24 protein-coding genes are annotated in these 24,300 nt (G+C 65.4%); 13 read left to right on the top strand and 11 right to left on the bottom strand.

The features are described from left to right. Together thiD and L0C59_RS09420 are read left to right on the top strand one after the other, a co-directional pair. Positions 1–777 (top strand): bifunctional hydroxymethylpyrimidine kinase/phosphomethylpyrimidine kinase, encoded by a 777-nt coding sequence (gene thiD, locus L0C59_RS09425; RefSeq protein ID WP_243091110.1) that lies wholly within the window; start codon positions 1–3, stop codon positions 775–777. A gap of 54 nt (positions 778–831) precedes the next feature. Further along, positions 832–2,337, top strand: coding sequence for an alkaline phosphatase (locus L0C59_RS09420; protein ID WP_243091109.1), 1,506 nt, complete (start codon positions 832–834; stop codon positions 2,335–2,337). Between the two features lie 82 nt (positions 2,338–2,419). On the opposite strand, the gene L0C59_RS09415 is transcribed toward L0C59_RS09420, so the two are convergent. From L0C59_RS09415 to L0C59_RS09405, 3 genes are read right to left on the bottom strand one after another with little or no spacing between them, the layout of a single operon-like run. Continuing rightward, complete coding sequence (locus L0C59_RS09415; RefSeq protein WP_243091108.1) at positions 2,420–2,869, bottom strand: MaoC family dehydratase; 450 nt, start codon at positions 2,867–2,869, stop codon at positions 2,420–2,422. Between the two features lie 13 nt (positions 2,870–2,882). Then, a complete protein-coding gene (locus L0C59_RS09410; protein ID WP_243091107.1) occupies positions 2,883–4,025 on the bottom strand; it encodes an acyl-CoA dehydrogenase family protein in 1,143 nt (380 codons plus the stop codon). Beyond that, positions 4,012–4,587, bottom strand: a complete 576-nt coding sequence (locus L0C59_RS09405) for a TetR/AcrR family transcriptional regulator (RefSeq protein WP_243091106.1) — start codon at positions 4,585–4,587, stop codon at positions 4,012–4,014. Before L0C59_RS09405 ends, L0C59_RS09410 begins: the two co-directional genes overlap by 14 nt. A gap of 164 nt (positions 4,588–4,751) precedes the next feature. Here L0C59_RS09405 and fbp point away from each other — a divergent pair, with 164 nt between their 5' ends. From fbp to L0C59_RS09355, 10 genes are all read left to right on the top strand, one after another. After that, complete coding sequence (fbp, locus tag L0C59_RS09400; protein ID WP_243091105.1) at positions 4,752–5,843, top strand: fructose-1,6-bisphosphate aldolase/phosphatase; 1,092 nt, start codon at positions 4,752–4,754, stop codon at positions 5,841–5,843. Between the two features lie 75 nt (positions 5,844–5,918). Then, positions 5,919–7,508, top strand: coding sequence for a gamma-glutamyltransferase family protein (locus L0C59_RS09395; RefSeq protein ID WP_243091104.1), 1,590 nt, complete (start codon positions 5,919–5,921; stop codon positions 7,506–7,508). Between the two features lie 383 nt (positions 7,509–7,891). Further along, positions 7,892–8,806, top strand: coding sequence for a tyrosine-type recombinase/integrase (locus tag L0C59_RS09390; RefSeq protein ID WP_243091103.1), 915 nt, complete (start codon positions 7,892–7,894; stop codon positions 8,804–8,806). A gap of 169 nt (positions 8,807–8,975) precedes the next feature. Further along, positions 8,976–9,563: a TetR/AcrR family transcriptional regulator gene (locus L0C59_RS09385; RefSeq protein WP_243091102.1), complete on the top strand. Its 588-nt coding sequence runs from the start codon at positions 8,976–8,978 to the stop codon at positions 9,561–9,563. Continuing rightward, a complete protein-coding gene (gene paaA / locus L0C59_RS09380) occupies positions 9,556–10,527 on the top strand; it encodes a 1,2-phenylacetyl-CoA epoxidase subunit PaaA (protein WP_243091101.1) in 972 nt (323 codons plus the stop codon). The genes L0C59_RS09385 and paaA overlap by 8 nt, the downstream gene beginning before the upstream one ends. A 9-nt stretch (positions 10,528–10,536) precedes the next feature. Further along, a complete protein-coding gene (locus tag L0C59_RS09375; protein ID WP_243091100.1) occupies positions 10,537–11,058 on the top strand; it encodes a phenylacetic acid degradation protein in 522 nt (173 codons plus the stop codon). Continuing rightward, entirely contained in the window at positions 11,051–11,809 is a 759-nt protein-coding gene (paaC, locus tag L0C59_RS09370) for a 1,2-phenylacetyl-CoA epoxidase subunit PaaC (protein ID WP_243091099.1), read from the top strand. Before L0C59_RS09375 ends, paaC begins: the two co-directional genes overlap by 8 nt. Then, positions 11,803–12,258, top strand: coding sequence for a 1,2-phenylacetyl-CoA epoxidase subunit PaaD (paaD, locus tag L0C59_RS09365; protein ID WP_243091098.1), 456 nt, complete (start codon positions 11,803–11,805; stop codon positions 12,256–12,258). The genes paaC and paaD overlap by 7 nt, the downstream gene beginning before the upstream one ends. Before the next feature lie 61 nt (positions 12,259–12,319). Beyond that, entirely contained in the window at positions 12,320–14,323 is a 2,004-nt protein-coding gene (gene paaZ, locus L0C59_RS09360) for a phenylacetic acid degradation bifunctional protein PaaZ (protein ID WP_243091097.1), read from the top strand. 19 nt (positions 14,324–14,342) lie between these two features. Further along, on the top strand, positions 14,343–14,669 hold the full coding sequence (locus L0C59_RS09355; RefSeq protein ID WP_243091096.1) for a winged helix-turn-helix transcriptional regulator: 327 nt from the start codon (positions 14,343–14,345) through the stop codon (positions 14,667–14,669). A 35-nt stretch (positions 14,670–14,704) separates the two neighbouring features. Here L0C59_RS09355 and bfr read toward each other — a convergent pair whose 3' ends face one another. The 5 genes from bfr to nadC are packed head-to-tail and all read right to left on the bottom strand — an operon-like array spanning position 14,705 to position 18,798. Further along, on the bottom strand, positions 14,705–15,181 hold the full coding sequence (gene bfr, locus L0C59_RS09350; protein WP_243091095.1) for a bacterioferritin: 477 nt from the start codon (positions 15,179–15,181) through the stop codon (positions 14,705–14,707). A 53-nt stretch (positions 15,182–15,234) separates the two neighbouring features. Beyond that, entirely contained in the window at positions 15,235–16,785 is a 1,551-nt protein-coding gene (gene nadB / locus L0C59_RS09345) for an L-aspartate oxidase (RefSeq protein ID WP_243091094.1), read from the bottom strand. A 20-nt stretch (positions 16,786–16,805) separates the two neighbouring features. Continuing rightward, on the bottom strand, positions 16,806–17,729 hold the full coding sequence (gene nadA, locus L0C59_RS09340; RefSeq protein WP_243091093.1) for a quinolinate synthase NadA: 924 nt from the start codon (positions 17,727–17,729) through the stop codon (positions 16,806–16,808). 57 nt (positions 17,730–17,786) lie between these two features. After that, on the bottom strand, positions 17,787–17,945 hold the full coding sequence (locus L0C59_RS09335; protein ID WP_243091092.1) for a hypothetical protein: 159 nt from the start codon (positions 17,943–17,945) through the stop codon (positions 17,787–17,789). A 25-nt stretch (positions 17,946–17,970) separates the two neighbouring features. Next, positions 17,971–18,798 carry a carboxylating nicotinate-nucleotide diphosphorylase gene (gene nadC, locus L0C59_RS09330; RefSeq protein WP_243091091.1) on the bottom strand — a complete coding sequence of 276 codons (828 nt, stop codon included), beginning with the start codon at positions 18,796–18,798 and terminating at the stop codon, positions 17,971–17,973. A 441-nt stretch (positions 18,799–19,239) separates the two neighbouring features. On the opposite strand from nadC, the gene L0C59_RS09325 reads away from it, so the two are divergent. Then, a complete protein-coding gene (locus tag L0C59_RS09325; protein ID WP_243091090.1) occupies positions 19,240–20,442 on the top strand; it encodes a thiolase family protein in 1,203 nt (400 codons plus the stop codon). 8 nt (positions 20,443–20,450) lie between these two features. On the opposite strand, the gene pxpB is transcribed toward L0C59_RS09325, so the two are convergent. Genes pxpB through L0C59_RS09310 form a run of 3 tightly spaced genes read right to left on the bottom strand, consistent with a single transcriptional unit; the run spans position 20,451 to position 24,239 of the window. Further along, positions 20,451–21,989: a 5-oxoprolinase subunit PxpB gene (pxpB, locus tag L0C59_RS09320; RefSeq protein WP_243091089.1), complete on the bottom strand. Its 1,539-nt coding sequence runs from the start codon at positions 21,987–21,989 to the stop codon at positions 20,451–20,453. A gap of 4 nt (positions 21,990–21,993) precedes the next feature. Then, positions 21,994–24,027, bottom strand: coding sequence for an MDR family MFS transporter (locus tag L0C59_RS09315; RefSeq protein ID WP_243091088.1), 2,034 nt, complete (start codon positions 24,025–24,027; stop codon positions 21,994–21,996). After that, positions 24,024–24,239: a helix-turn-helix domain-containing protein gene (locus L0C59_RS09310; protein WP_243091087.1), complete on the bottom strand. Its 216-nt coding sequence runs from the start codon at positions 24,237–24,239 to the stop codon at positions 24,024–24,026. Before L0C59_RS09310 ends, L0C59_RS09315 begins: the two co-directional genes overlap by 4 nt. Positions 24,240–24,300 lie beyond the last annotated feature (61 nt).

Below are 24,300 nucleotides of genomic sequence, written 5' to 3'. Positions count from 1 at the left end.
ATGCGGGTAGCCCTCACCATCGCCGGCTCCGACTCGGGAGGCGGGGCCGGGGTGCAGGCGGACCTCAAGACCTTCTTCCGCTTCGGGGTCTATGGTACCAGCGTCCTCACCCTGGTCACCGCCCAAAACACCCTGGGGGTGCAAAGGGTGGAACTCCTGCCCCCCGGGCTGGTGTACCAGCAGATGCAAAGCGTGGCTGAGGACTTTCCCATCCACGCCGCCAAGACGGGGGCCTTGGGAGGGGAGGAGATTGTGAAAGCGGTGGCCGAAGGGGTGGAGCGCCACGGGATCCACCCCCTGGTGGTGGACCCGGTGATGGTGGCCAAGGGCGGCAATCCCCTTCTCGCCCCCGGGGCCGTCCGGGCCCTTAAGGAGAGGCTTTTTCCCCTGGCCACCCTCATCACCCCCAACCGCCTCGAGGCGGAAGCCCTCCTTCAGAAGCCCATCCGCACCTTGGCGGAGGCCGAGGAAAGGGCAGAGGAGCTCCTCGCCCTGGGCCCCCAGGCGGTTCTCCTCAAGGGGGGCCATTTTGCGGGGGAAGAGGCCGTGGACCTCCTGGCCACCCGGCGGAGAATCCTTGCCTTCCGCGCCCCCCGCATCCGGACCCGAAACACCCACGGCACGGGGTGCACCCTTTCCGCAGCCATCGCCGCCCTCTTGGCCTTGGGAAAACCCCTGGAGGAAGCCGTGGGGGAGGCTAAGGCCTACCTCACCCGGGCCTTGGAGACCGCTCCCGGTCTGGGGGGCGGCCACGGCCCCCTGAACCACTTCGCCTAGGGAGCTTGACCCGCTCCTGACAAGGGGCAGCTACTCTGCCCTTGGAGGTGGGGGATGAAGCGTAGGGATATCCTCAAAGGCGGCTTGGCGGCAGGAGCTTTGGCCCTTCTTCCCAAGGGGGCAGCCCAGGGAGCTTTCCAAAACACCCCTAGCCTGGGCCGGCGGTACCGGAATCTGATCGTTTTTGTGTACGACGGCTTCTCCTGGGAGGACTACGCCATCGCCCAGGCCTACGCCCGGAGGCGGCTTGGCCGGGTTTTAGCCCTGGAGAGGCTCCTTTCCCGGTACCCCAACGGCTTGGTAAACACCTACAGCCTCACCAGCTACGTCGCCGAGTCCAGCGCCGCGGGCAACGCCCTCTCCTGTGGGGTGAAGACGGTCAACGGGGGGCTGGCCGTACATGCGGACGGCACCCCCTTGAAGCCCTTTTTCGCCGCCGCTAAGGAGTTGGGTAAGGCGGTGGGCCTGGTGACCTCCACCACGGTGACCCATGCCACCCCGGCCAGCTTCGTGATTTCCAACCCCGACCGCAACGCCGAGGAGAGGATCGCCGAGCAATACCTGGCCTTTGGGGCCGAGGTGTACCTGGGGGGCGGGGACCGGTTCTTCAACCCCGAAAAGCGGAAGGACAAGAGGGACATGTACAGCGCCTTCACCCAGGCGGGCTACGGGGTGGTGCGCACCCCGGAAGAGCTGGCCCGTTCCAACGCCAGCCGGCTCCTCGGGGTCTTCTCCGATAGCCACGTCCCCTACGAGGTGGACCGCCGCTTCCAAGGGGTTAAGGTCCTAAGCCTGAAGGAGATGGTCCAGGCGGCCCTACCCAGGCTGGCCGCCTACCGCAATGGCTTCGTGCTCCAGGTGGAGGCGGGGCGGATTGACCACGCCAACCACCTCAACGACCCCGCCGCCACCCTCTGGGATGTCCTGGCCGCAGATGAGGCCCTGGAGGCCCTTACCGCCTTCGTGGACCGTAACCCGGACACCCTGTTTATCCTGGTGTCCGACCACGCCACCGGGGTTGGGGCCTTGTACGGTGCGGGCAGGAGCTATTTGGAAAGCTCCGTGGGCCTGGACCTCCTCGAGGGGCAAAAGGCCAGCTTCGAGCACATGCTGCGGTTGCTGGGGGGTAATCCCGACCCCGGGCAGGTGAAGGAGGCCTACCGGGCCATGAAAGGGGTCACCTTGGAGGATGCCGAAGCCCAGATGGTGGTGGAGGCCATCGCCAAGAAGACCTATCGGCCCGATGGGGTACGGTACGGGGTGCAGCCCAGCAACACCCTGTCCTGGGCCATGGTGCAGCGGAACGCCAGCAGACCCGACCGACCCAACATCGGCTGGAGCTCCGGCCAGCATACCGCAAGCCCCGTGGTGCTGGCCCTTTACGGCCAGGGCCTCCGCCACCTGAGCCTGGGCCTTGTGGACAACACCCATGTCTTCCGCCTGATGGGGGAGGCCTTGGGGATCCGCTACCAGAACCCGGTGATGAGCGAGGAGGAGGCCCTGGAGATCCTGAAATCCCGCCCCGTGGGGATGAGGCACCCGGGGGACATCTGGGGCTAGAGGGGTTTGGCTCCTCCTTCCTGGGGTAGGCCACTTGGGGGTCTACCCCCCTTTTTTCCGGGGAACGCCCATCTCCCAGACGCTATTCCTGGGCTTTCCTGCGCACCAGGGTGACGAACTCCCCTTCCTGAACCACCTCACCCCTCTGGTTCAGGACCCGTACCCGCTGTACCACCACCCCTCGGTCGGGCTTGCTGGTTTCATGCTTCTCCAGGATCTCGCTTTCCCCCCTCACGGTGTCCCCTATGAATACGGGTTTCAAGAACTTGTAGTTGCGGATCTCCATCCAGGCGATAATGGTTCCCTCAAAGTGTCCGCCTCGTTGCCGAAGGCCGGTGAGCATGGAAAGGACCAGAAGCCCATGGGCGATGCGCTGGCCAAAGGGGGTCTCCTTGGCGAACTCGGCATCGGTGTGGATGGGGTTAAAGTCCCCGGAGATCCCAGCGAAGTTCACCACGTCGGCTTCGGTCACCGTACGGGCGGGGGTGGTAAAGCGCTGGCCTACCTGGAAGTCCTCAAAGTACATGGGCATCCTTATCACCTCCCTAGCCTTCTCCAAGGGCCTTGATCCCGGTGAGGTGGGCCCCGATCACCAGGGTCTGCACCTCGCTGGTTCCCTCGTAAAGGGTGAGGATACGGGCGTCCCGGTAAAGCCGGGCCACCTCGTACTCCTCGAAAAAGCCGTAGCCCCCGTGGACCTGGATAGCCCGATAGGCCACGCGGTTGGCAGCTTCTGAGGCGAAGAGCTTGGCCATGCTGGCCTCGAGGGTATACCTTTCCCCCCTGAGCTTCTTGGCTACCGCCTGGTAGGTGAGGAGGCGGCTCGCTTCGAGGTCCAGCTTCATCTGGGCCAGATGCGCCTGCACCAGCTGAAAACTGGCGATGGGCCGTCCGAACTGGTGCCTTTCCTTGGCGTACCGGACGGATAGGTCCAAGGCCCGTTGCATCAGCCCTACCGCTCCCGCCGCCAGGGAAACCCGTCCGGTATCCAGGGTGGAAAGGGCGACCTTGAAGCCTTGTCCCTCCTCTCCCAAAACCCTGTCCTTGGGTATGCGCACCCCCTCTAGGAAGACGATCCCCGTGTCCGCAGCCCTAAGCCCTAGTTTCCCCTTCAATGGCATAGTGCGTAGGCCATCTTCCCGTTCCACTAGGAAGGCGGTAATGCCCTTGCTGCCCTTCTCTGGGTTGGTTTTGGCAAAAATAAGGAACACCTGGGCCACGTTGGCATGGGAGACGAAGGTCTTCTGTCCTTCTAGCACATAGTGATCGCCGTCCTGGTAAGCCCGGGAGCGGAGGCTCCCTGCATCCGAGCCCGCTTCGGGTTCAGTTAGGCCATAGGCTCCCAGAATCTCCCCCCGGGCCAGACGGGGGATGTAGCGCTTCTTCTGCTCAGGGGTGCCGTAGGTGAGGATGGGGGTGAGGACCAAGCTTTGCTGTACGGAAAGGATAGAGCGTAAGGAAGCGTATCCTCCAAGCTCCTCCAGAAGGGCGATGTAGGCCCAAAAGTCCAGGCCAGCGCCTCCCAGCTCCTCAGGCACGAAAACCCCGAGGAAGCCCAGCTCTCCCATCCGCCTTACCAGGGGCCAGGGAAAAGCTTCCCGGGCCTCATACTCCGCCAGGGTGGGCCCCGCTTCCTCTAGCAAGCGCCTAGCCAATTGTCGAATCTCCTTGTGTTCAGGAATCCCCATTTCCTAACCCCCTAAGGATAAGATCAAAGTAGAACCTGGCTACCTCTTCCGCCCGCAAGGGCCCGCCCGGGCGGAACCAACGGATCATCCAGTTGAGGAGGGAGAGGATGGCCCGGGCCGTGAGTCCCACATCCAGGGGACGGAAGACACCCAACGCCATGCCCCGCTCGAGGATGGCTCGGAGCAGGCCCTCGTACCGGTCGCGCAAGGCGATGGTAAGGGCCCTTTTTTCGGGAGAGAGGCTTTGCAACCCTTGCAGCATGGCCACGAAAAAGGGCCGGTTCTCCTCCAGGAAGCGGGCATGGCCTTCCATGAAGCGCAGCAGGGCTGCCTTGGGGTCGGGTTCGGATAGGGCTTTTTCTCCTTGGCGGCGAAGGCCCTCTAGGGCCTGAAGGCTGATCTCGTAGAGAACCTCCTCCTTGCTCCGGAAGTGGTGGTAGAGCGCCGCCTTGGAAAGGCCCAGAGCCTCGGCCAGGTCCTGAACACTGGTGGCCTCGTAGCCCTTTTCCGTAAAAAGCCGGGCGGCCTCTTCCAGGATGCGGTTGCGTGTGGCAGTTCCCATACCCCACCGACCGGTCGGTAAGTACACTCTACCCCTCGAGGAGGGCATAGTCAAGGGAGCCTCCCCCTGCCTTCCACGTTTCCAAAGCTGTTGGTGCTACGCGGAAGGATAGGGGTTGCCAAGCCCCTATAAGTGTGGAAGTATGGAAAGGGTAGGAGGAGCTTATGAAGGTGACCCTTAGCGTCCTCAAGGCCGACATCGGCTCCGTCGGAGGGCACACCTTACCCAGCCGCAGGGTGCTGGCCCGGGTGGAGGAGGTGGTACGGGGGGAGGTGGGCGGTTTGCTCCTGGATGCCCATGTGTTCCACATTGGGGACGACATCGTCCTGCTCCTCTCGCATACCCATGGCGTTCGGAACCCAGCCGTCCACGAGCTGGCCTGGAAAGCCTTCCGGGAGGGCACCGAGGTGGCCAAGGAGGAGGGTCTTTACGGGGCCGGGCAGGATCTATTGAAGGATGCCTTCTCCGGCAACCTCCATGGCCTGGGGCCCCAGGTGGCGGAGATGGAGTTTGAAGAACGCCCTGCGGAGCCCTTTATGGTGCTGGCCGCCGATAAGACCGAACCTGGGGCGTTCAACCTGCCCCTCTACCTGGCCTTCGCCGACCCCATGTACTCCTCTGGCCTCTTGCTCTCATCGGAGTTGCGCCCTGGCTTCCGCTTCCGCATCATGGACCTTGCCCAAACGGAAAGGGATAGCTACATCGTTTTGGATGCCCCTGAGCGGCTATACGACATCGCCGCCTTGCTTAGGGACTCCCACCGGTTTGGGATAGAGTCCATCTGGTCTAGGAGGTACGGGGAGATCGCTGCGGTGGTGAGCACCACCCGCCTGCGGAATATTGCCGGCCGCTATGTGGGCAAGGACGATCCGGTAGCCCTCATTCGCACCCAGAAGATTTTCCCCGCCACGGAGGAGTTTGGTCCCCCCTTGGCCCTGGCTCCCTTCGTGGCCGGGGATACCCGGGGAAGCCACCACCTGCCCTTGATGCCGGTGAGGGCCAATACCCCCGCCTCCACCTTCTTCTGCGTGCCCATGGTTTGCGGGCTGGCTTTTTCCCTGAAGGAGGGCCGGTTTTCCGAGCCGGTGGACCTCTTTGCGGATCCCGTCTGGGATGCGGTGCGGGCCAAGGTGGTGGAGAAGGCCCAAGAGATGCGCCGCCAAGGATTTTACGGTCCAGCCATGCTACCCATGGAAGAGCTGGAGTACACGGGTATCGCGGAGCGGCTTAGGGAACTGGAGCGGGAGTTCTCCTAGCGCCCCCATAAACCCTGGGGGAAAAGCCAAGAGGTCTCCCCTAGGGTAGGGATTAGACTTGCCGGGGAGGAGCGCATGGACCTCACCCACTATCCTTACCCTTCCCGCCGGCACGTGGTTCTTGGCCGACGGGGTGCGGTGGCCACCAGCCAGCCCCTGGCGGCTTTGGCGGGGATGGAGATGCTGCTTAAGGGGGGAAACGCGGTGGATGCGGCCATCGCCATGGCGGCCACCCTCACGGTGGTGGAGCCCACCAGCAACGGGATCGGGGGCGACCTTTTCGCCATGGTGTGGGATGGACGGCTCCACGGGCTGAACGCCTCTGGGAAAAGCCCCTTGCGCCTGACCCCTGACCGGATTCCCGAGGGGGGGATGCCGGAAAGGGGCTGGCTCCCGGTGACGGTGCCCGGAGGGGTCTCGGGGTGGCGGGCTTTGCACCAGCGCTTTGGCAGGCTCCCTTTCCCCGAGATCCTTGCCCCCGGCATCCGCTACGCGGAGGAGGGGTTCCCGGTGGGACCGGAGACGGCCAGGACCTGGCGCAGGGCGGAGGGGATCTACCTTCCCCTTAAGGGTCCGGAATTCCGGCCCTTCCAGGAGACCTTCTTTCCCCAGGGTCGGGCCCCGAGGGCCGGGGAGGTGTGGCGAAGCCCTGGGCACGCCCAGACGTTGAGGGAGATCGGGGAGAGCTATGGGGAAAGCGTTTACCGGGGGAGGTTGGCCGAGGCCATAGCGGGATTTAGCGAGGCTACCGGGGGCCTTCTCACCCTCGAGGACCTCAGGGCCCATGAGCCGGAGTGGGTGGAGCCCCTCTCCCTGGAGTACCGGGGCCTCACCGTGCACGAGCTCCCCCCTAACGGCCAGGGGATCGCCGCCCTTTTGGCCCTGGCGATCCTGGAGGGCTTCGAGCTTAAACCGGAAGACCCCTTCAGCTACCACCTGCAGATCGAGGCCATGCGCCTGGCCTTGGCGGACGCCTTCCAGTACGTGGCCGACCCCCGCTACCTGGAGAAGCCTCCCCAGGCCCTGCTGTCCCCCGAACACGTGGCGTCCCGGCGCGGACTTATCGGGGAAAGGGCCCTTCCCCAGGCCCTGCCGGGGGTGAGACCTGGGGGAACGGTCTACCTGGCGGCGGCGGACGGGGAGCTGATGGTCTCCCTCATCCAGTCCAACTACCAGGGCTTTGGCTCGGGCATCCTTGTGCCTGGCACGGGGATCGCCCTGCAAAACCGGGGACTGGGGTTTTCCTTGGAGGAGGGACACCCCAACCGGGTGGGACCGGGCAAGCGGCCTTACCACACCATCATCCCCGGGTTTCTCACGCGGGAGGGCAAACCCTTGGGTCCCTTTGGGGTGATGGGGGGCTACATGCAACCCCAGGGGCACGTGCAGGTGGTGGTGGCCCTGGCGGACTTGCAGCTTAACCCCCAAGCGGCGCTGGACCGGCCGCGGTGGCAGGTGGTGCCGGGTAGGGGAGGGGAGGACTGGGTGGTGCTGGAGCCGGGTATACCCCAGGCTACGGCCCTAGTGCTCAAGGACCTGGGGCACCGGGTGGCCTATGAGGTGGAGCCTGGGGTTTTTGGGCGGGGTCAGGTGGTCTTGCGCCGTGGGGAGGCGTTTTTGGGGGCTTCGGATCCACGAGCGGAGGGGTTGGCGTTGGTCTGGTGAGGAGAGAAAGAGCACGAGCAGTTTTAATCGTGAAATATAACACAAGCTTACTCCCCCAGCTGTGCCCCAAGAGGCTTAAGGCCTGGGACTTGAGCATCAGGTTCTCGCTGAAGAGGCCTGCCGGGATGCTGTCTGCACCCGGCCCGAGGGGGCGCGGGTAGGAGTAAGGGTTTAGCCTCGAGGCGGCTTCGGCCCTCTGGCTGTAGCGGTTAGAGACAGACAAGGGGGCGGGGCTTTTGCAAAGCGCTTTTGGGTTGTTTCCTGGGCCCAGGAAATCCGGGCGGAGTGAGCCTTTGCTTTACCCAAACTCCCTTATTGCAGGTTGGCTGGGTAGTTGTTATGTTCGCGAAAGGTACATTTCGCGTATATGATATAATCCCCCTGTGGAGCAGGCGCTTATATGGAAAACCATCGGTGTTAAAAAGCCCGATAAGGCCCTTCACGGCCTAGCCCCCTATGCGGAATACCTCCTCCTGGAAAGGGGTTACTCCCCCCGGGGGGTGCGCCGCTACCTGCAGGACCTGGCCTTTTGGCTCCGCTTCCTCGAGGAGGGAGGTTTCACCCCGGGCCCCGAGGCGGTGCGGGCCCTCCTCCTCAAGGAGCGTTGGGCCCCCAGGAGGGTGCAGGGGTTTCTGGCAGCCCTCCGCAGCTATTACCGCTACCTGGCCCAGGTCAGGGGCGAGGCGGTGTCCGATCCCACGGAGGGCATTGGTCGTCCCAAGGCCGGGCGCAGGCTTCCCTTGCACCCGGGCCCTGAGGAGCTCAAGCGCTTCCTCGAGGCCCTGGGGGCCGAAAGGGAGGCCAAGCTCCTCAGCCACCTAGCCCGGTTCCTCTACGGCACGGGGCTTCGTATCTCCGAGGCCCTTTCCCTGAAGGGCCGGAACGTGATCCTCGAGGGCTCGGTTCCCGCGGCCATCCGGGTGGTGGGCAAGGGGAACAAGGAAAGGCTGGTACCCCTTTCCAAGACCGCCCGGGAAGTGCTTCTGGAGCTGGGTCCGCCCCAAGGTAATGTGCCTCTTTTCACCTTCTCCCAAGGGCGGCACCGGGGCCGGGTGCCCTCCGCCCGGTACGTGGAGGCCCGGTTCCGGGAGGCCGCCCTAAGGGCGGGCTTGGACGCCAGGCGCTTCACCCCGCACAAGCTCCGCCACGCCTACGCCACCTTGCTGGTGGAAAACGGCGTGGAGCTGGACGCGGTGAAGGACCTCCTAGGCCACGAGTCCATTGCCACCACCCAGATCTACCTGCACGCTTCTCGGGAACGGCTTAGGGAGGCGGCCTCGAGGCTACCCGAGCTTTAAGCCTCCCCGCTCTAGACCGCAGGCCGGGCTTCAGCCGGAACCTGGCCCTTCCTCCGCAGGCTAGGAAGGCCGTCTAGGCCCCTACCCATCCGCCGGGACCCGAAAAAGGTGATGCGGGACACTTGTCCCTTCGCCTTGGGTGTGCTAACCTAACAAACGACCGTTAGCCATGGAGCGGCGCGAGCAGATCCTCACCGTAGCAGGCCACCTCTTCAGCCAGCGGGGTTACCACGCCACCAGCATGCGGGAGCTGGCCAAGCACCTAAACCTCCAGGGGGGAAGCCTATACGCCCACATCGCCTCCAAGGAGGAACTCCTTCTGGAGGTGGTCCGCCAGGCGGCAAAGCGGTTCCTTGGGGTCTTGGAGGGACTCGAGGGCGATCCCGTGTCCAAGGTGAAGGGCCTGGTGCGGGGCCACCTCGAGGTCATCGCCCAGGAGCTTCCCCGGGCCACGGTCTTCTTCCACGAGTGGAAACACCTCTCCCCTCCCCTTCTGGAAGAGGCCAAGGCCTTAAGGCGCCGCTACGAGGAAGGCGTCCAGGCGGTGATCCAGGAGGGAAGGGAAAAGGGGGTCTTTCGGGTGGAAAACCTGCGCCTGGCCACCCTTTTTGTCCTTTCCGCCCTCAACTGGACCTACCAGTGGTACCGGCCTGAAGGACCCCTTTCCTTGGAAGAGCTTTCGGAAGCCTACGCCACCCTCATCCTCAGGGCGCTGGGCGTGGAGGCTAGTGGGGAGAAAGGAGGCGAGGATGGTTAAGCTTAGGATCGGCTACCCAGAGGACCCCGACTACCAGGAGAGGCTTGAGGAGTTTGAGGCCCGCATCGCCCGGGGCGAGAAGATCGAGCCCGGGGACTGGATGCCCGCGGAGTACCGGCGCCAGCTCATCCGCATGATCTCCCAGCACGCCCATAGCGAGTGGGTGGGCATGCTTCCCGAAGGGGCCTGGATCACCCGGGCTCCCTCCATAAGGCGCAAGCTCATCCTCCTGGCCAAGGTCCAGGACGAGGCGGGGCACGGGCAGTACCTCTACCATGCCGCCGAAACCCTGGGGATTACCCGGGAGGAGATGGTGGAGGCCCTCCTTTCCGGCAAGGCCAAGTACTCCAACATCTTCAACTACCCCACCCTCACCTGGGCGGATGTGGGCATCATCGGCTGGCTGGTGGACGGGATGGCCATCAAGAACCAAACCATGCTGGCCCAGTGCTCCTACGGGCCCTACTCCCGGGCCATGGTGCGCATCTGCGCGGAGGAAACCTTTCACCACAAGCAGGGCAAGGAGGCGGTCCTCCTCTACGCCAGGGGCTCCAGGAAGCAGCGCCAGATGGTGCAGGATGCCTTGAACCGCTGGTGGTGGCCCACCCTCATGATGGCCGGGCCTCACGACACCGACTCCCCCCACACCCCCCTCCTTCTCCGCTGGGGCATCAAGACCAAGACCAACGACCAGGTGCGCCAGGAGTTCCTCAACGAGCATGTCCCCGAGCTCTTGGACGCTGGCCTCACCATCCCCGACCCCAACCTCCGCTACGACGAGAAGACAGGCAACTGGATCCACGGGCCCATCCCCTGGGACGAATTCTGGAAGGTGATCAACGGGGAAGGCCCCATGAACCGGCACCGGCTCATGGCCCGCAGGAGGGCCCACGAGGAAGGGCGTTGGGTGCGGGAGGCCCTCGAGGCTTACGGCCAGCGCCGCCTGGCCCAGGCCGCGGACTAGGAGGATGCCATGTGGGGAACCGAGTGGCCCCGGTTTGAGGTGATCAAGCAGGACACCAAGCATGGCCCTCCGCAGATGGTGGGTTCGGTGCACGCCGCCGACCCGGAGCACGCCCTCCTGGTGGCCCGGCACGTGTTCGTGCGGCGCCCTGCCGCCTACGCCCTCTTCGTGGCGCCTGCCGAGGCCTTCTTCCACGTCTCCCAGGAGGGCCTAAAGGAGTTGAGGCCGGGCCGCATGGAGGGTGGGAGCGAAGAGCCCTACTGGGTCTGTGCCAAGAGGAGCCACCGCCGGAGCATGGTTTACGGGGACCTGGTGGGCCGCTTCCTGGCCCAAGGTCCGGAGGATGCCATAGCCCAAGCCCTCCTGCAGGCCCAAGGGGTGGCCTTCTGGGCAGTTCCCGAGCGGTTGCTGGTGGGAACCGAACCCACGGAGGAAGTGGTGGAAAGCTGGTTTGCCCCGGCCAAGGAGAAGACCTACCGCCTGCAAAGCTACTACGGGCTCATCACCGCCAAGGGGGTGGAGGATGCTTGATGCCTACCTGAAGGACGCCCTGGTGGCCCGGCTCACCGCCTGGGCCGACGACGAGGTGGTCCTGGCCCAGCGGCTTTCCGAGTGGGTGGGGCATGCCCCCATCCTCGAGGAGGACATCGCCATCGCCAACCTGGCCCAGGACGAGTTGGGCCACGCCAAGGTCTGGTTGGAGCTCAGGCAGGGGCTGGACGGCTCCGACCCCGACCACCTGGTCTACTTCCGGGATCCCCTGGAGTTCCAAAACGCCATCATGGTGGAGCTTCCCAAGGGGGACTGGGCCTTCACCCTGGTGCGGCAGTACCTCTTTGACGCCTACGAGAACCTCTGGCTCAAGGAGGCGACTAGGAGCACCTATGGCCCCTTGGCCGAGGCGGCAAGCCGCATCCTAAAGGAGGAAAGGTTCCACCTGAGGCACTCCTCCCTCTGGGTGGAGCGCCTGGGCCAAGGCACGGAGGAATCCCACCGCCGGGCGCAGGAGGCCCTGGAGACCCTGTTCCCCTACGTTCGCCAGCTCTTCCGGCCCCTCCCGGGGGACGAGGCCCTGGTGGAGGCAGGGGTGGTGCCGGATCTCCAGGCCCTCGAGGCCCCCTACCTGGAGGAGGTGACCGCCCACCTGGTGCGCTCGGGCCTCCGGCCGCCCGAGGGAGGGTACGTGCCCAAAAGCCGCCAGGAGCACACGGAGTACCTCTGGTCCCTCCTGGCGGAGATGCAGTCCGTGGCCCGCTGGGACCCGGAGGCCAAGGCATGGTAGAGCGGTACTGGGAGGCCTTAAAAGGGGTTAAGGACCCGGAGATCCCCGTCCTCAACATCGTGGAGATGGGGATGGTCCTGGGGGTGGAGGCGGAAGGGGAAAGGGTGAGGGTCCGCTTCCGCCCCACCTTTTCCGGCTGCCCTGCCATACAGCTCATCCGCCAGGAGATGGAAAGGGCCCTGCGGGAGGCGGGCGCCAAGGAGGTGGAGGTGGTGGAGGCCAAGGCCCCCTGGAGCACCGAGGACATGGCGGAGGAGGCGAGGGAGAAGCTCCTGGGTTACGGGGTAGCCCCACCCCTTCCCCTTCCCCTAGCGGGGAAGGATCCCCCCTGCCCCCGGTGCGGCAGCCAGGAGGTGGTCCTCAGAAACGCCTTTGGAGCCACCTTGTGCAAGATGCTCTACCAGTGCACCGCCTGCGGGGAGGTTTTTGAGGCCTTCAAGACGGTCTGAAGGGGAAGCATCCGTCCTGGAAAGTGGGAAACTCAGAGGATCCGGTTTAAAGGAGGCGACCTTGAAGGTGAGTACCTACCTTATGGGCCAGTGGGTAACGGGCGCAGGGGAAGGGGTACCGGTGCGGGATGCCGCCACCCTCGAGGTGCTGGCCCACGTGACCTCGGAGGGCCTGCCCCTCAAGGAGGCGGTGGCCTGGGGAAAGGAGGTGGGTGGGAAGGCCCTCCTTGCCCTGGGCTTTCAGGAGCGGGGGCGAAGGCTTCGGGCCCTGGCGCAATACCTATCCGAGCGCAAGGAGGAGCTTTACCGCCTCTACGCCACCACCGGGGGAACCCGCCGGGATGCCTGGTACGACGTGGACGGGGGCATCGGGGTGCTCTTCACCTATAGCTCCTTGGCCCGGACGCTTCCCCAGGGAAACCTCCTACCCGAGGAGGAAAACCTCCCCCTGAGCAAGGACTTTTCCTTCCAGGGAAGGCACCTCCTGGGCCCCAAGGGCGGGATCACGGTCCAGATCAACGCCTTTAACTTCCCGGTCTGGGGCCTCCTGGAGAAGTTCGCCCCCGCCTTCTTGGCGGGGGTGCCCACCCTAGCCAAGGCTGCTACCCCCACCGCCCACGTGGCCGAGGGATTGGTGCGCCTCATGGTGGAGTCCGGGCTTCTGCCGGAGGGGAGCCTCCAGTTCGTGGCGGGAGGCCTGGGGGATGCCCTCGAGGCCCTGGACCACCGGGATAGCGTCTACTTCACGGGCTCCAAGGCCACCGCGGACCGCTTAAGGCGCCATCCCGCCTTTTTGGAAGGGGGTGTCCTCTTCAACGCGGAAACCGACTCCCTAAACGCCGCCATCCTGGGGGAAAAGGCCGGGGAGGAGGAGATGGAGAGGCTGGCCCGGGAGATCGCCCAGGAGCTTTCCATCAAAACCGGGCAACGGTGCACGGCCATCCGCCGGGTCATGGTGCCCCAGGGCCGCCTCGAGGCCCTTTTGGAGGGCACCCGCAAGCACCTGGAGGGCCTTAGGCTGGGCGACCCCAGGGAGGAAGGCGTGGACCTAGGCCCCCTGGCCTCCCTAGGGCAAAAGGAGGAGGTGGAAGGGGCCGTGGAGGCCCTCCTGGCCGGTGGAGCCAGGGTGTATTGGCAGCACCCGGGGAGGCGGGATGGCGCCTTTTTCCCCCCTACCCTCCTCCTGGCGGAGGATCCCTGGGCACAGACCCTCCACCAGGGGGAGCCGTTTGGCCCCGTAGCCACCTTCTTCCCCTACCGGGACCGGGAGGAAGCCCTGCGCCTGGCCCGCATGGGAGGGGGAATGCTGGCGGCCACCCTGGCCACCCCGGATCCCGAGGAGGCCCGCTTCTACCTCCTTGGGCTTTCCAGGGAGGTGGGCCGGCTCCATATTTTGAACCGCCGCAACGCCCATAGCTCCACGGGCCACGGCTCCCCCTTGCCCCGCCTCCTCCACGGGGGACCCGGGCGGGCAGGGGGCGGGGAGGAGCTGGGAGGGCTCCTCTCCGTCAAGCGGCACCTGGCCCGCCTGGCGATACAGGCCGACCCCCACACCCTGCAAGCCCTCACCGGGGAGTATGCCAAAGGAGCGGAAAAGCCCGCCGGCATCCACCCCTTCCGCAAGTATTACGAGGAGCTGGAGATCGGGGAGACCCTCTCCACCCATCGCCGCACGGTCACAGAGGCGGACCTCGCCCTCTTCGCCCACCTTTCCTGGGACCACTTCTACGCCCACACCGACGAGATCGCGGCCCAGAAGAGCCTCTTTGGGAAGCGGGTGGCCCACGGATACTTCGTCCTCTCCGCCGCCGCCGGGCTCTTCGTGGATCCGGCTCCGGGCCCCGTCCTGGCCAACTACGGCCTCGAGGGCCTGCGCTTCACCGAACCCGTGGGCATCGGGGATACCTTGCAGGCCCGGCTCACGGTGAAGGCCAAGCGGCCCAGGGACGAGAAGTCCGGGGTGGTGGAATGGGCGGTGGAGGTGGTGAACCAGGAGGGGAAAACCGTGGCCGCCTATACCATCCTCACCCTGGTGGCCCGGAAGCCCACGGAAGCCTCTTCCTGACCCGTGCTACCATGGGGGTATGGCCGAGCACGAACCGGCCTTTTGCCCCGTTTATGCTGCCTTGAACCTCCTCCAGGAGAAGTGGACCCTGCACATCATCAGGGCCCTCCTGGAAGGTCCTAAGGGGTTCAACGAGCTCTCCCGGGCCATCGGGGGGGTGAACCCCGCCACCCTCTCCCAGCGCCTGGAGCATCTGGTGGAGCTGGGAGTGGTGGAGAAGAAAGTGGAATCCCTCATGCCCCCCCGCACCCGCTACAGCCTCACCGAGGCCGGGCGGGAGCTGGAGACGGTCATCGCCGCCATAGACCGCTGGGCCCGCAGGAACCTCAAGGCCCCCGTGGGCTAAGGCCCCACGAAGGGGTCCCGGGACCCCTTAAGAGCCTATTCCGCTTCCCCGGCCAGGTACTGCAGGTAGTTGGCCAGGCCCATCTGGCTTAAAAGTTCCCGCTGGGCCTCCAGCCAGTCCACATGGCCCTCCTCGTCTTTGAGGATCTCCGCCACCATGTCCCGGGTGCCGTTATCCCCCAGGCTTTGCGCCAGGTTCATGGTCTCGTTGTAGCCCCTAACCGCCTGCAATTCCCCCTCGTAGTCCCTGAAGAGGATTTCCTCCACCGTTTTGCCAATCCGGATCTCCCCGATCCGGTTCACCTCAGGGAAACCCTCCAGGAAAAGGATGCGCTCGATGTGCTTCTCCGCATGGCGCATCTCGGTGATGGCGTGGGCTTTAAGGTGGCGGGCCAGGGCCTTGAAGCCCCAATTCTCCGCCATCTCCGCATGGACCATGTACTGCAAAATGGCAGCAAGCTCTTCGGAAAGTCTTTCCTGTAGGCTCTGGATCACATCTGGGTGACCTTTCATAGGGAACCTCCAGGGGCATTATACCCCGGTTGGCCCCCACCATCCGGGAAGGGCTACCCCTTGGGAGGGGAGCTAAGGGGTACCCGGACTGGGTCTGGCCACCGGATCCCGCCCCCGGGTGCACGGTGCACCTCGAGGTGGTAGGCCTCCTCAGCCTCCTGGGGAAAGTCCTCCCGGTAGTGGGCCCCCCGGCTTTCCTCCCGCCAGAGGGCCATGCGCACCAGGAGCCGGGCCAAAAGGGCCAGATGGCCTGCTTCCACGAAGGCGCGCAGGACACGGGGATCCCTGAAGGCGGGGAGGTCCTCGGGAAGGGCTTCCTCGAGGGGAAGGCCTTTGCACCAGGCCAAAGCCCGGGCAAGGTCCTCTCCCCGTCGCACCACCCCGGCCGCCCGCCCCATCCTTTCCCGTAAGGGCTTTAGGTGCTTCGGATCCAGGAGGAAGAGGGGTAAAGGCTCCACCGTCCGGGGATAGACCAGGTCCTGAAGGGCGGCCTTGGCGGCCCGCTCTCCCATCACCAACCCCTCCAGGAGGCTATTGGAAGCCAGGCGGTTGGCCCCGTGGAAGCCCGTGGAAGCCACCTCCCCGGCGGCGTAGAGACCGGGGAGGCCTGTGTGGCCTGCAAGATCCGTCTTGACCCCCCCCATGGCGTAGTGGGCCGCGGGAGCCACAGGAAGAGGCTTCCGGAAGGGGTCAAAGCCCAGGGCCCGCGCCGCGGCCACCACCGTGGGGAAACGGGACTCCAGGTGGGGAATGGGCCTCAGGTCCAGGTAAACTGCCCCCGTCCCCTCCCTCTCCCGGTGCACCGCCCGGGCCACCACGTCCCGGGGGGCCAGCTCCCCCAAGGGATCGTAACGGGCCATGAAGCGCTCCCCCTGGGCGTTGAGCAGGATGGCCCCTTCCCCTCGGCAAGCCTCGCTCACCAGGCTTCCATCGGGAAGGGCGGTGGGATGGAACTGCACGAACTCCAGGTCCCTTAGGGTGGCTCCCGCCAGGTAGGCCAGGGCCATCCCGTCCCCCGTGGCCCCTTCGGGGTTGGTGGTCACGGGGAAAAGCCTTCCCAAACCCCCCGTGGCCAGCAGCACCGCCCCGGCCCGCACCTCCTTAAGCCCTTCAGGCCCCAGGACCAAAGCCCCCGCCACCCGGTCCTCCCCCAGGAGGAGGCTTACCGCCATGTGCCCCTCGAGGACCGGGCTTTTGAGCCGGCTCAGGAGCCCCTGGAGGAGGAAGAGGCCGCTGCGGTCTCCCCCCAGGTGCCGTACCCGCGCCCGGGAGTGGCCCCCCTCCCGGGTGGGTTCGGGGTGGAAGGGAAACCCCAGGGTAAGAAGCCTTTCCCAATGCCTAGGGGCTTCCTCCAGGATAGACCGGGCCACGCCCTCCTCCACCAAACCCCGACCCGCCCTAAGGGTGTCCTGGAGGTGGGCCTCCAGGTCGGCTTCATCCAAGGGGAAGGCTACCCCTCCCTGGGCCCAGGGGGTGGAACCCGAGGGAAGGGGATCCTTGCTGAGGAGGAGGACCCTAGCCCCCCTTTCCTCCGCCGCCAAGGCGGCGTAGACCCCCGCGATGCCCGCACCCAGGATGAGGAGGTCGGCGGTTAAGGTGGCCATGGGTCCTTCCGCCCTAGGGTCTAGCCCACGGCCACCATGGCCTCGAGGGCCCGCCGGGCCTTCCTTGCCACCTCCTCGTCCACCCGGATCACGTGGCGCATCTCCTTAAGGGACAGGTAAACCTTCTCTAGGGTGATCCGCTTCATGTACTCGCAGATGGCATCCGGCTTCACCGGGATAAAGGTCTTTTCCGGGGCCTCCTTGGCCAGGCGGTGGAGGATCCCCACCTCCGTGGCCACCACGAACTCCTTGGCCTCCGCCCTCTTGGCGTAGCGCACCATGCCTTCCGTGGAGAGCATCTTGGCGTCGGGTTTGAGGAAAAGGCAGCTGCTGCCGCACCCGCACTCGGGGTGGATCATGAACTCCGCCCCCGGGTGGTTCTGCAACAGGGCCTTCAGGTGCTCCTCGCGGATCCCCGCATGCACATGGCACTCCCCGGGGAAAAGGTCCAGCCTTCTCCCCGTCACCCTGGCCACGTGGGCGCCCAGGAACATGTCGGGCACGAAGAAGATGGGCCTATCCTCCGGCAGGCGGGAGACCACCTCCACGGCGTTGGCGCTGGTGACGCACACGTCCGCCAGGGCCTTTACCTCGGCTTTGGTGTTCACGTAGGCCACCACGATCCCCTCGGGATGGTCCTTTTTCCACGCCAGGATGTCCTCAGGCCGGATGCTATCCGCCAGGGAGCAACCCGCCTCCAGATCCGGAAGGAGGACGGTCTTCTCCGGGTTCAAAATGGCGGCGGTCTCCGCCATAAAGTGCACCCCGGCGAAGACGATGACCTTGGCCCGGGTCCTCTGGGCCTCCCGGGCTAGGCCCAGGGAGTCCCCCACGAAGTCCGCCACCTCCTGCACCTCAGGGAGCTGGTAGGAGTGGGCCAGGATGACCGCCTGCCGCTCTGCCTTCAGCCGGAGAACCTCTTGGATGAGAAGATCCCTTTCCATGCTTTGCGCTTTCGCTGGGTTGAAGCCCTGGGACGCGGCCCAGGCTTTTCTAGTCCTTTAGGGCCTCACCTCCCCAGGGAATCCCCATGGCCAGGTGACGGGCTTACCCCCTACCGCCCAGCGCACCCGGCCTGCCAGGGACACCCCTTCCCCCTGGGCCGGGACCTTGAGGCCGTGGGCCTGATCCTCAGGGAGCCGAACCCGGGCCCGCGCCATGCCCCTATGGTAGCACCCCATGGCATCAGGGGTGTACCACCAGCAGGGAAAGGTCCAAGGCCTTGGCGGAATGGGTCAGGGCCCCCACGCTCACAAAGTCCACCCCCGCCTCCGCCGCCAGCCGGGCTCTTTCCAGGGTCATGTTGCCGCTGGCCTCCAGGGGCACCCGCCCCCCCACCCGGCGCACGGCCTCGCGGATTTCCTCTGGGGAGAAGTTATCCAGGAGGATGAGATCCGCCCCCGCCTCCAAGGCCTCCTCCAGCTCGGCCAGGTTTCCCACCTCCACCTCCACCTTGAGGTAGTGGGGGGCCTTGGCCCTGGCCCTTTTCACCGCCTCGGCCACGCCTCCGGCCGCGCGGATGTGGTTTTCCTTGATGAGGATGCCGTCAAAAAGCCCAAAGCGGTGGTTCCTCCCCCTGCCTACCCGCACCGCGTACTTCTCCAGGGCCCTCAGGCCCGGGGCGGTCTTGCGGGTATCCAGGACCTGGGCCTTGGTGCCCCTCAGGGCCTCCACATAGGCCCGGGTCAGGGTAGCGATGCCGGAGAGGCGTTGGAGGAGGTTGAGGGCCAGCCTCTCCCCCGCCAGGATGCCCCTTAGGGGACCCTCGAGGCGGGCGATTTCCTGACCCACCTCCACCCTTGCCCCCTCTTCCACCAGGGGTGTGAAGGCAATGCGAGGGTCTGCCAGGGCAAACACCTCCCTGGCCACGGGAAGCCCGGCCAAGACCCCCTCCTCCTTGGCCACGATCACCGCCTGGCCCAAGAGGTTCTCCGGCACCGTAAGGGCCGTGGTGAGGTCCCCGTGGCCGAGGTCCTCCTGGAGCCAAGCCTTTAGGGTCTCCCAGGGCACCATGGCCCCTATTGTATATCCGGCTCCTCAGCTGGAGCCCAGCTTTGCCTTTGATCCTACTGCTGACTGTTGGCTGGGTTAAGCCGGCCAATTTTTACGTCGTCTAGTAAGAGTCCGCAAGGAACTGAGCTAGGGATGGTAGTGTGCGGAGCTCCTAGCAATAGGTCTAGGGAATTGCTAGTCATTCCGAAGGGTGCCGTGAAGGTTCCCGCTGGATTCCCGTTGATCTTGAATGAGCTAAAGGGACCGTCCAGCGTTACCGCCACGTGGGTCCAGGTGCCTGTACCTGTACTTGTGCTAAAGTCTGCGGGTATCAACCGGTGGTGAGGTGGTTTTGTGTAACGGTTCACGATTTAGTTAGCTTGTGCTCCTCTTCTCCACAGATCGTTGACTTCCACCCCCAACTCCACTACACTGCTACCGAACGGTCGGTAAGGAGGTCCTATGCCCGAAGCCTGGATCGTGGAAGCCCTAAGAACCCCCATCGGCAAGCACGGGGGAGCCCTGGCCAGCGTCCGCCCCGACGACCTCCTGGCCCTTGCCCTTTCCGCCCTCATGGAGCGAAGCGGCATCCCCAAGGAAGAGGTAGAGGACGTCTACGCCGGCTGCGCCAACCAGGCAGGGGAGGATAACCGCAACGTGGCCCGCATGGCCCTCCTCCTGGCCGGCTTCCCCGTGGAGGTGGCGGGGTGTACGGTCAACCGCCTCTGCGGGTCCGGCCTAGAAGCCGTGGCCCAGGCCGTCCGGGCCATCTGGGCAGGAGAGGGCCAGGTGTACATCGGGAGCGGGGTTGAGTCCATGTCCCGGGCCCCCTTCGTGGTGCCCAAGGCGGAACGGCCCTTCCCTACCGGCAACCAGGTGATGTACGACACCACCCTGGGCTGGCGCCTGGTTAACCCCAGGATGCAGGCCCTCTACGGCACGGAAAGCATGGGGGAGACCGCTGAGAACCTGGCGGAGATGTACAGGATCCCCCGGGACGAGCAGGACCGCTTCGCCCTCCTCTCCCATCAAAAGGCCATCCGGGCCTGGGACGAGGGCCGGTTCGCCCAGGAGGTGGTCCCCGTGCCGGTGAAGCGGGGGAAGGAGGAGGTCCAGGTGGAGGTGGACGAGGGGCCCAGGAGGGATACCTCCTTGGAGAAACTGGCCCAGCTTAAGCCGGTGTTCCGGGAAGGGGGCACGGTCACCGCGGGGAATTCCAGTCCCCTGAACGATGGGGCCGCCGCCCTTCTCCTGGTCTCCGATGCCTATGCCAGGGCCCATGGCCTCACCCCCCTGGCCCGGGTGCGGAGCGTGGCCGTGGCCGGGGTTCCGCCCAGGATCATGGGTATCGGCCCGGTGCCCGCCACCAAGAAGGCCCTGGAACGGGCGGGGCTTACCCTGAAGGATATCGGCCTCATCGAGCTCAACGAGGCCTTCGCCGCCCAAAGCCTGGCGGTGCTCAGGGAGTGGGGCCTGGACATGGAGGACCCCCGCCTGAATCCCAACGGCGGGGCCATCGCCATCGGCCACCCCCTGGGCGCCTCCGGGGCCAGGATCCTCACCACCTTGCTCCACGAGATGCGTCGCAGAAACGTCCAGTTCGGGCTGGCCACCATGTGCATCGGCGTGGGTCAGGGAATCGCCATGGTGGTGGAGGCGGTGTGAGGGCTCCCCTAGTCTTCCCCTGGTAGGACTGGGGATATGTGCCACTTGTCACGATATAAATCGCTCGTGAAGACAAGCTCCGCTCCGGGCCATGCCTGGCCGAGAAGCCAAAGGTCCTTCGGGTGAACCCTGGCAGGCTTCGCGTAGCCCCCCAGGCTTCCCTTGTCCGCTAAGAGCACCAGGGGGCGCCCGGAGGGGGGCACCTGGATACTCCCTAAGGGCGTGGCCTCGGAAAGCCCCTCCCCCCCGGGCACCTCTGGTCCCAGGAGCTCCACGCCCATCCGGTCCGCCCGCACCACCCGGAAGGGGCGGGAAAGCAACGCCCTAAAGGCTTCCCAGGAAAACTGGGGCCCGGGAAGGAGACGGAGGCGAAGGGCTTCCGGCAAGGGCCTTTGCTGGAAGGCCAGTCCTGGCCGCACCGCCCTCTTCTCCCCCAGGCCCAGGGTATCCCCCGCCTGCAACGGGCGACCGATCCTGCCCCGGAGATCCGGGGACACGGAACCCATAAAGGGACGGCCCTCGAGGCCCCCCGCCACCGCCAGGTAAACCCTGGCCCCCCGGCCCTGGGGCCGAAAGGAGAGGGGTTTGCCCCTGGGCCAGAAGAAGCTCCGGCCCGGCGGGATCTCCTCCCTATCCAGGAGGGCGGCAAGCCCATACCCCGCCACCGCCGCCACCAGGTCCCTAAGGGCAGTGAGGACCGGGCCGCGGTAGGCCACCTCCAAAAGGGGTGCGCCCGGGGGATTCCCCACCAGGCGGTTGGCCAGGGAGGCGGAGTAGGGATCCAATGGCCCGGAACGGGCCAACCCCAGGTGCCCCGCCCGGAACCTTCCCCCATCCACCACCAGGTCCAGAAGGCCTGGCTCCTCCACCCGTAGGGCAGGAATCCTGGGTTCCTCAGGAAGAAGGGCCAAGGGAAGAGGCTCCGGAGGAGGGGCACCCTCGGCTTCCCGGAAACGCACCCGGTCCCCTGGCCTAAGGAGAAAGGGTTCCTCCCGGTGCGGGTCGTAGACGGCCACCAAGGCGGTGCCCAAAAGGTGCCACCCTCCAGGGGAGGGCAGGGGGTAGATGCCCGTCTGGGCCCCGGCCATGGCCACCGCGTGGGCCGGCACCCGGGGCCTCGGGTGGGGGCGGCGGGGCAGGCGTAGGGCCGGCTCCACCGGGGCCAAAAAGGGGAAGCCGGGGGTAAACCCCAAGGCGTAGACCCGGTAAAGAGGCGCCTGGTGTAGCTGTTTCACCTCCTCCAGGGAAAGCCCCGTGCGCCCGGCCACCTCCAAGAGGTCCTCCCCATCGTAGCGCACGGGGATCTCTACCCGCCTGCCCTCTTCCCCACCCCCGGCCAGGGTGGCCTCGAGGCGGGAGACAAGCCCCAGGAGCCCTTTCCGGGAAAGCCTTCTGGGATCGTACTCTAGGTACAGGGTGCCGTAAGCGGGAACCGCCTCCCAAAGCCCTTCGGGGGGATCCTCTAGAAGAAGGCGAGCCAGAGCCTGGGCCAGGCGGTTAGCCTCCTGGGAGAGCCCCTCGCCAAAGGCCAGGTAAAAGCCGTCCACCCCCTCACTCTAGCGAAGGGCGGGGCCCGAGGCCCCCCGAAAGCTCCCGGTCGGGCAGGAACACCAAGGCCACCAGGGAAAGGCCTATAAAAAAGGTGCTGAGGAGAAAAATCCCCCGAAGAGCCTCCACGATGCCCACCTGCAAGGCTTCCTTGAGCTTGAGCCGAACTCCCTCGAGGCGGGCCACCACCTGGGCGGGCACCTGGCTCAGGGCCTGGGCCTCAGCCCTTTTCAAGGAAGCCTGCGTCTCGGCCACCACCCTGTCCTCCAGGGCCTTGAGAAAGGACGTAACCCGAGCCCTCATGGCAGGAGAGGAAGGTGCGCCCAACAGCCCCTCCAGGCCCTGGCCCCAGGGCAAGCCGAGGAGGGCCTCCTTGGCCACCCCATCCCCGGACCAAGCCCGTTCCAACAGGGAAAACGTGCCCTGAGCCACCCCGCCAGGAAGGAGAAGGGCCTTCACCTCGGGTGACAAGGTGGAATCCGCCAAAAGCGCCTTTCGCGCCTCCTCATCTCCCCGCAGGGCCTGGGTAACCAGAGTCCGAACCTCGGCAAACTGGGCGGGAATGCCCCCAGGCCTCAGGGTTTTCTTGAGATCCTCGGGTAGAAAGGGATCCGCCTTCAAGGCCTGGTAAGCTCCCTGGTCTCCCTTGAGGGCCTTCTCCAGAAGGTCCTCGAGGCGGACAAACTCCCGGTCCAGGTCCAGGGCCATTCCCTCACCCGCGCGGCTTAGGGCAGGGGTGGAGGCCCCGGAGGGAAAAGCATCCTTGAGGTGCTGGGTGAGGCTTTGCGCCAGAATGGTTCCCAGCAAGGCGATGCCCATGGTGGACCCGATCTGGCGCATGAACTGCACCATGCTGGTTCCGCTTCCCACGCGCTCCTTGGGTAGGCCGCTTTGGGCCACGATGTTGAGGACGCTCTGGGCCGGACCCAGGCCAAGGCCCAAGAGGAAGAAGAGGCCCACCACCTCCACCAGAGGGGTTCCCACCGTAAGGGTGAAGTGGAGGAACAGGAAAATAGCCAATAAAAACCCGGCGCTCACCAGGAGAAGGACCTTATACCGTCCGAAGCGAGCCAGGAGCTGGCCTCCACCCAGGCTCCCCACCACCACGCCAAGGGTGAGGGGCAAAACGGTAACCCCGCTTTGGCTGGCAGAAACCCCCTTCACCACCTGCAGGTAGAGGGGCAGGAAGGCCACGGCGCCCAGAAAGGCCGGGCCATAAAAGAAGGCCGCCGCTGCCGAAAGGCTGAAGACCCGTTCCCGAAAAACTGACAGGTCAAAAAGCGGGTAAGGAAGCCGGTTCTCCGTCCAGATCCAAAGGATAAGCCCCAGGAAGGCCAAGGCGAAAAGTCCCAGGATCTCCGGGCTCCCCCAAGGATAGGTACTTCCGCCCCAGGAAAAGGCCAGCATAAGGGGTACCGTCCAAAGGATGAGGAGGAGGGCTCCGAGAAAGTCAAAGGGTTCCCGCCCGCCAGGACGAAGCCGCGGCATGTAGCGCAGGATGAACCAAAGGGCCACCGCGCCCACAGGCATGTTGATGTAAAACACCCACCTCCAGGAAAGGTGGTCGGTGAGGAGGCCCCCCAGCCAGGGTCCCACCGCGGAGGAAAGGCCGAAGATGGCCCCGAAGGCCCCGGAAAGCTTCCCCCGCTCCCTTGGGGGAAAGAGCACGGCGATGGTGGTGAGGGCCAGGGCGAAAAGGGCCCCACCCCCCACCCCCTGGAGCCCCCGGAAGAGGATGAGCTGGGCCATGTTCTGGGAAAGGCCGGAAAGGGCCGAACCCAGAAGGAAAAGGCTTACCGCCCAAAGCAAAACCGCCTTACGGGAGAAGAGCTCGGTCAGCCTCCCAAAGATGGGGGCGGAAACCGTGGAGGTGAGAAGGTAGCTGGTGGTGACCCAGGCGTAGTACTCGGCTCCCCTAAGCTCCCCCACGATGCGGGGCATGGCGGTGGACACGATGGTCTGGTCCAGGGCCGCCAACAAAACCCCGAGTAGGACCCCTATCATGGTGAAACGAACCTCTTGCGGTGTGGGATTCATGCTTCCTCCAGCCTGCCCAACAACTCCAACAGGTGCGTTGTTTCCTCCGGTTGAAGCCGAGCCAAGCGCCGCCTTAGCGCCTTTTCCATAAGCGCCTCCGCCTGGCGCAAGCCGCTTTTTCCCTTTTCCGTTAGACGGAAGCTGAAGCGGCGAAGGTCTTTGCTGTCCAAGGAACGCTCCAAAAAACCCTTTTCCTCAAGCCTTCTTAGCATGTGGCCTCAGTACACGTCAAAACGTGGGACCACCCCTTTAGGATGGACCTGCGCCCACGTG

The sequence above is a fragment of the Thermus neutrinimicus genome, assembly GCF_022760955.1.
Classification (GTDB): Bacteria; Deinococcota; Deinococci; order Deinococcales; family Thermaceae; genus Thermus; species Thermus neutrinimicus.
The sequence above is the reverse complement of the archived record's forward strand: the minus strand, read 5'-3'. Positions and strand labels throughout refer to the sequence as shown.

Bases quoted from the DNA above. Each gene is read 5' to 3' on its own strand.
- nadC (WP_243091091.1), bottom strand. From the start codon at position 18,798: ATGGTGCCCTGGGAGACCCTAAAGGCTTGGCTCCAGGAGGACCTCGGC.
- L0C59_RS09410 (WP_243091107.1), bottom strand. From the start codon at position 4,025: ATGGGGATTCCTGAACACAAGGAGATTCGACAATTGGCTAGGCGCTTG.
- fbp (WP_243091105.1), top strand. From the start codon at position 4,752: ATGAAGGTGACCCTTAGCGTCCTCAAGGCCGACATCGGCTCCGTCGGA.
- L0C59_RS09315 (WP_243091088.1), bottom strand. From the start codon at position 24,027: ATGAATCCCACACCGCAAGAGGTTCGTTTCACCATGATAGGGGTCCTA.
- bfr (WP_243091095.1), bottom strand. From the start codon at position 15,181: ATGAAAGGTCACCCAGATGTGATCCAGAGCCTACAGGAAAGACTTTCC.
- paaC (WP_243091099.1), top strand. From the start codon at position 11,051: ATGCTTGATGCCTACCTGAAGGACGCCCTGGTGGCCCGGCTCACCGCC.
- L0C59_RS09385 (WP_243091102.1), top strand. From the start codon at position 8,976: ATGGAGCGGCGCGAGCAGATCCTCACCGTAGCAGGCCACCTCTTCAGC.
- L0C59_RS09310 (WP_243091087.1), bottom strand. From the start codon at position 24,239: ATGCTAAGAAGGCTTGAGGAAAAGGGTTTTTTGGAGCGTTCCTTGGAC.
- L0C59_RS09405 (WP_243091106.1), bottom strand. From the start codon at position 4,587: ATGGGAACTGCCACACGCAACCGCATCCTGGAAGAGGCCGCCCGGCTT.
- nadA (WP_243091093.1), bottom strand. From the start codon at position 17,729: ATGGAAAGGGATCTTCTCATCCAAGAGGTTCTCCGGCTGAAGGCAGAG.
- L0C59_RS09375 (WP_243091100.1), top strand. From the start codon at position 10,537: ATGTGGGGAACCGAGTGGCCCCGGTTTGAGGTGATCAAGCAGGACACC.
- L0C59_RS09335 (WP_243091092.1), bottom strand. From the start codon at position 17,945: ATGGCGCGGGCCCGGGTTCGGCTCCCTGAGGATCAGGCCCACGGCCTC.
- L0C59_RS09355 (WP_243091096.1), top strand. From the start codon at position 14,343: ATGGCCGAGCACGAACCGGCCTTTTGCCCCGTTTATGCTGCCTTGAAC.
- L0C59_RS09395 (WP_243091104.1), top strand. From the start codon at position 5,919: ATGGACCTCACCCACTATCCTTACCCTTCCCGCCGGCACGTGGTTCTT.
- thiD (WP_243091110.1), top strand. From the start codon at position 1: ATGCGGGTAGCCCTCACCATCGCCGGCTCCGACTCGGGAGGCGGGGCC.
- paaD (WP_243091098.1), top strand. From the start codon at position 11,803: ATGGTAGAGCGGTACTGGGAGGCCTTAAAAGGGGTTAAGGACCCGGAG.
- paaA (WP_243091101.1), top strand. From the start codon at position 9,556: ATGGTTAAGCTTAGGATCGGCTACCCAGAGGACCCCGACTACCAGGAG.
- L0C59_RS09325 (WP_243091090.1), top strand. From the start codon at position 19,240: ATGCCCGAAGCCTGGATCGTGGAAGCCCTAAGAACCCCCATCGGCAAG.
- L0C59_RS09420 (WP_243091109.1), top strand. From the start codon at position 832: ATGAAGCGTAGGGATATCCTCAAAGGCGGCTTGGCGGCAGGAGCTTTG.
- nadB (WP_243091094.1), bottom strand. From the start codon at position 16,785: ATGGCCACCTTAACCGCCGACCTCCTCATCCTGGGTGCGGGCATCGCG.
- L0C59_RS09415 (WP_243091108.1), bottom strand. From the start codon at position 2,869: ATGCCCATGTACTTTGAGGACTTCCAGGTAGGCCAGCGCTTTACCACC.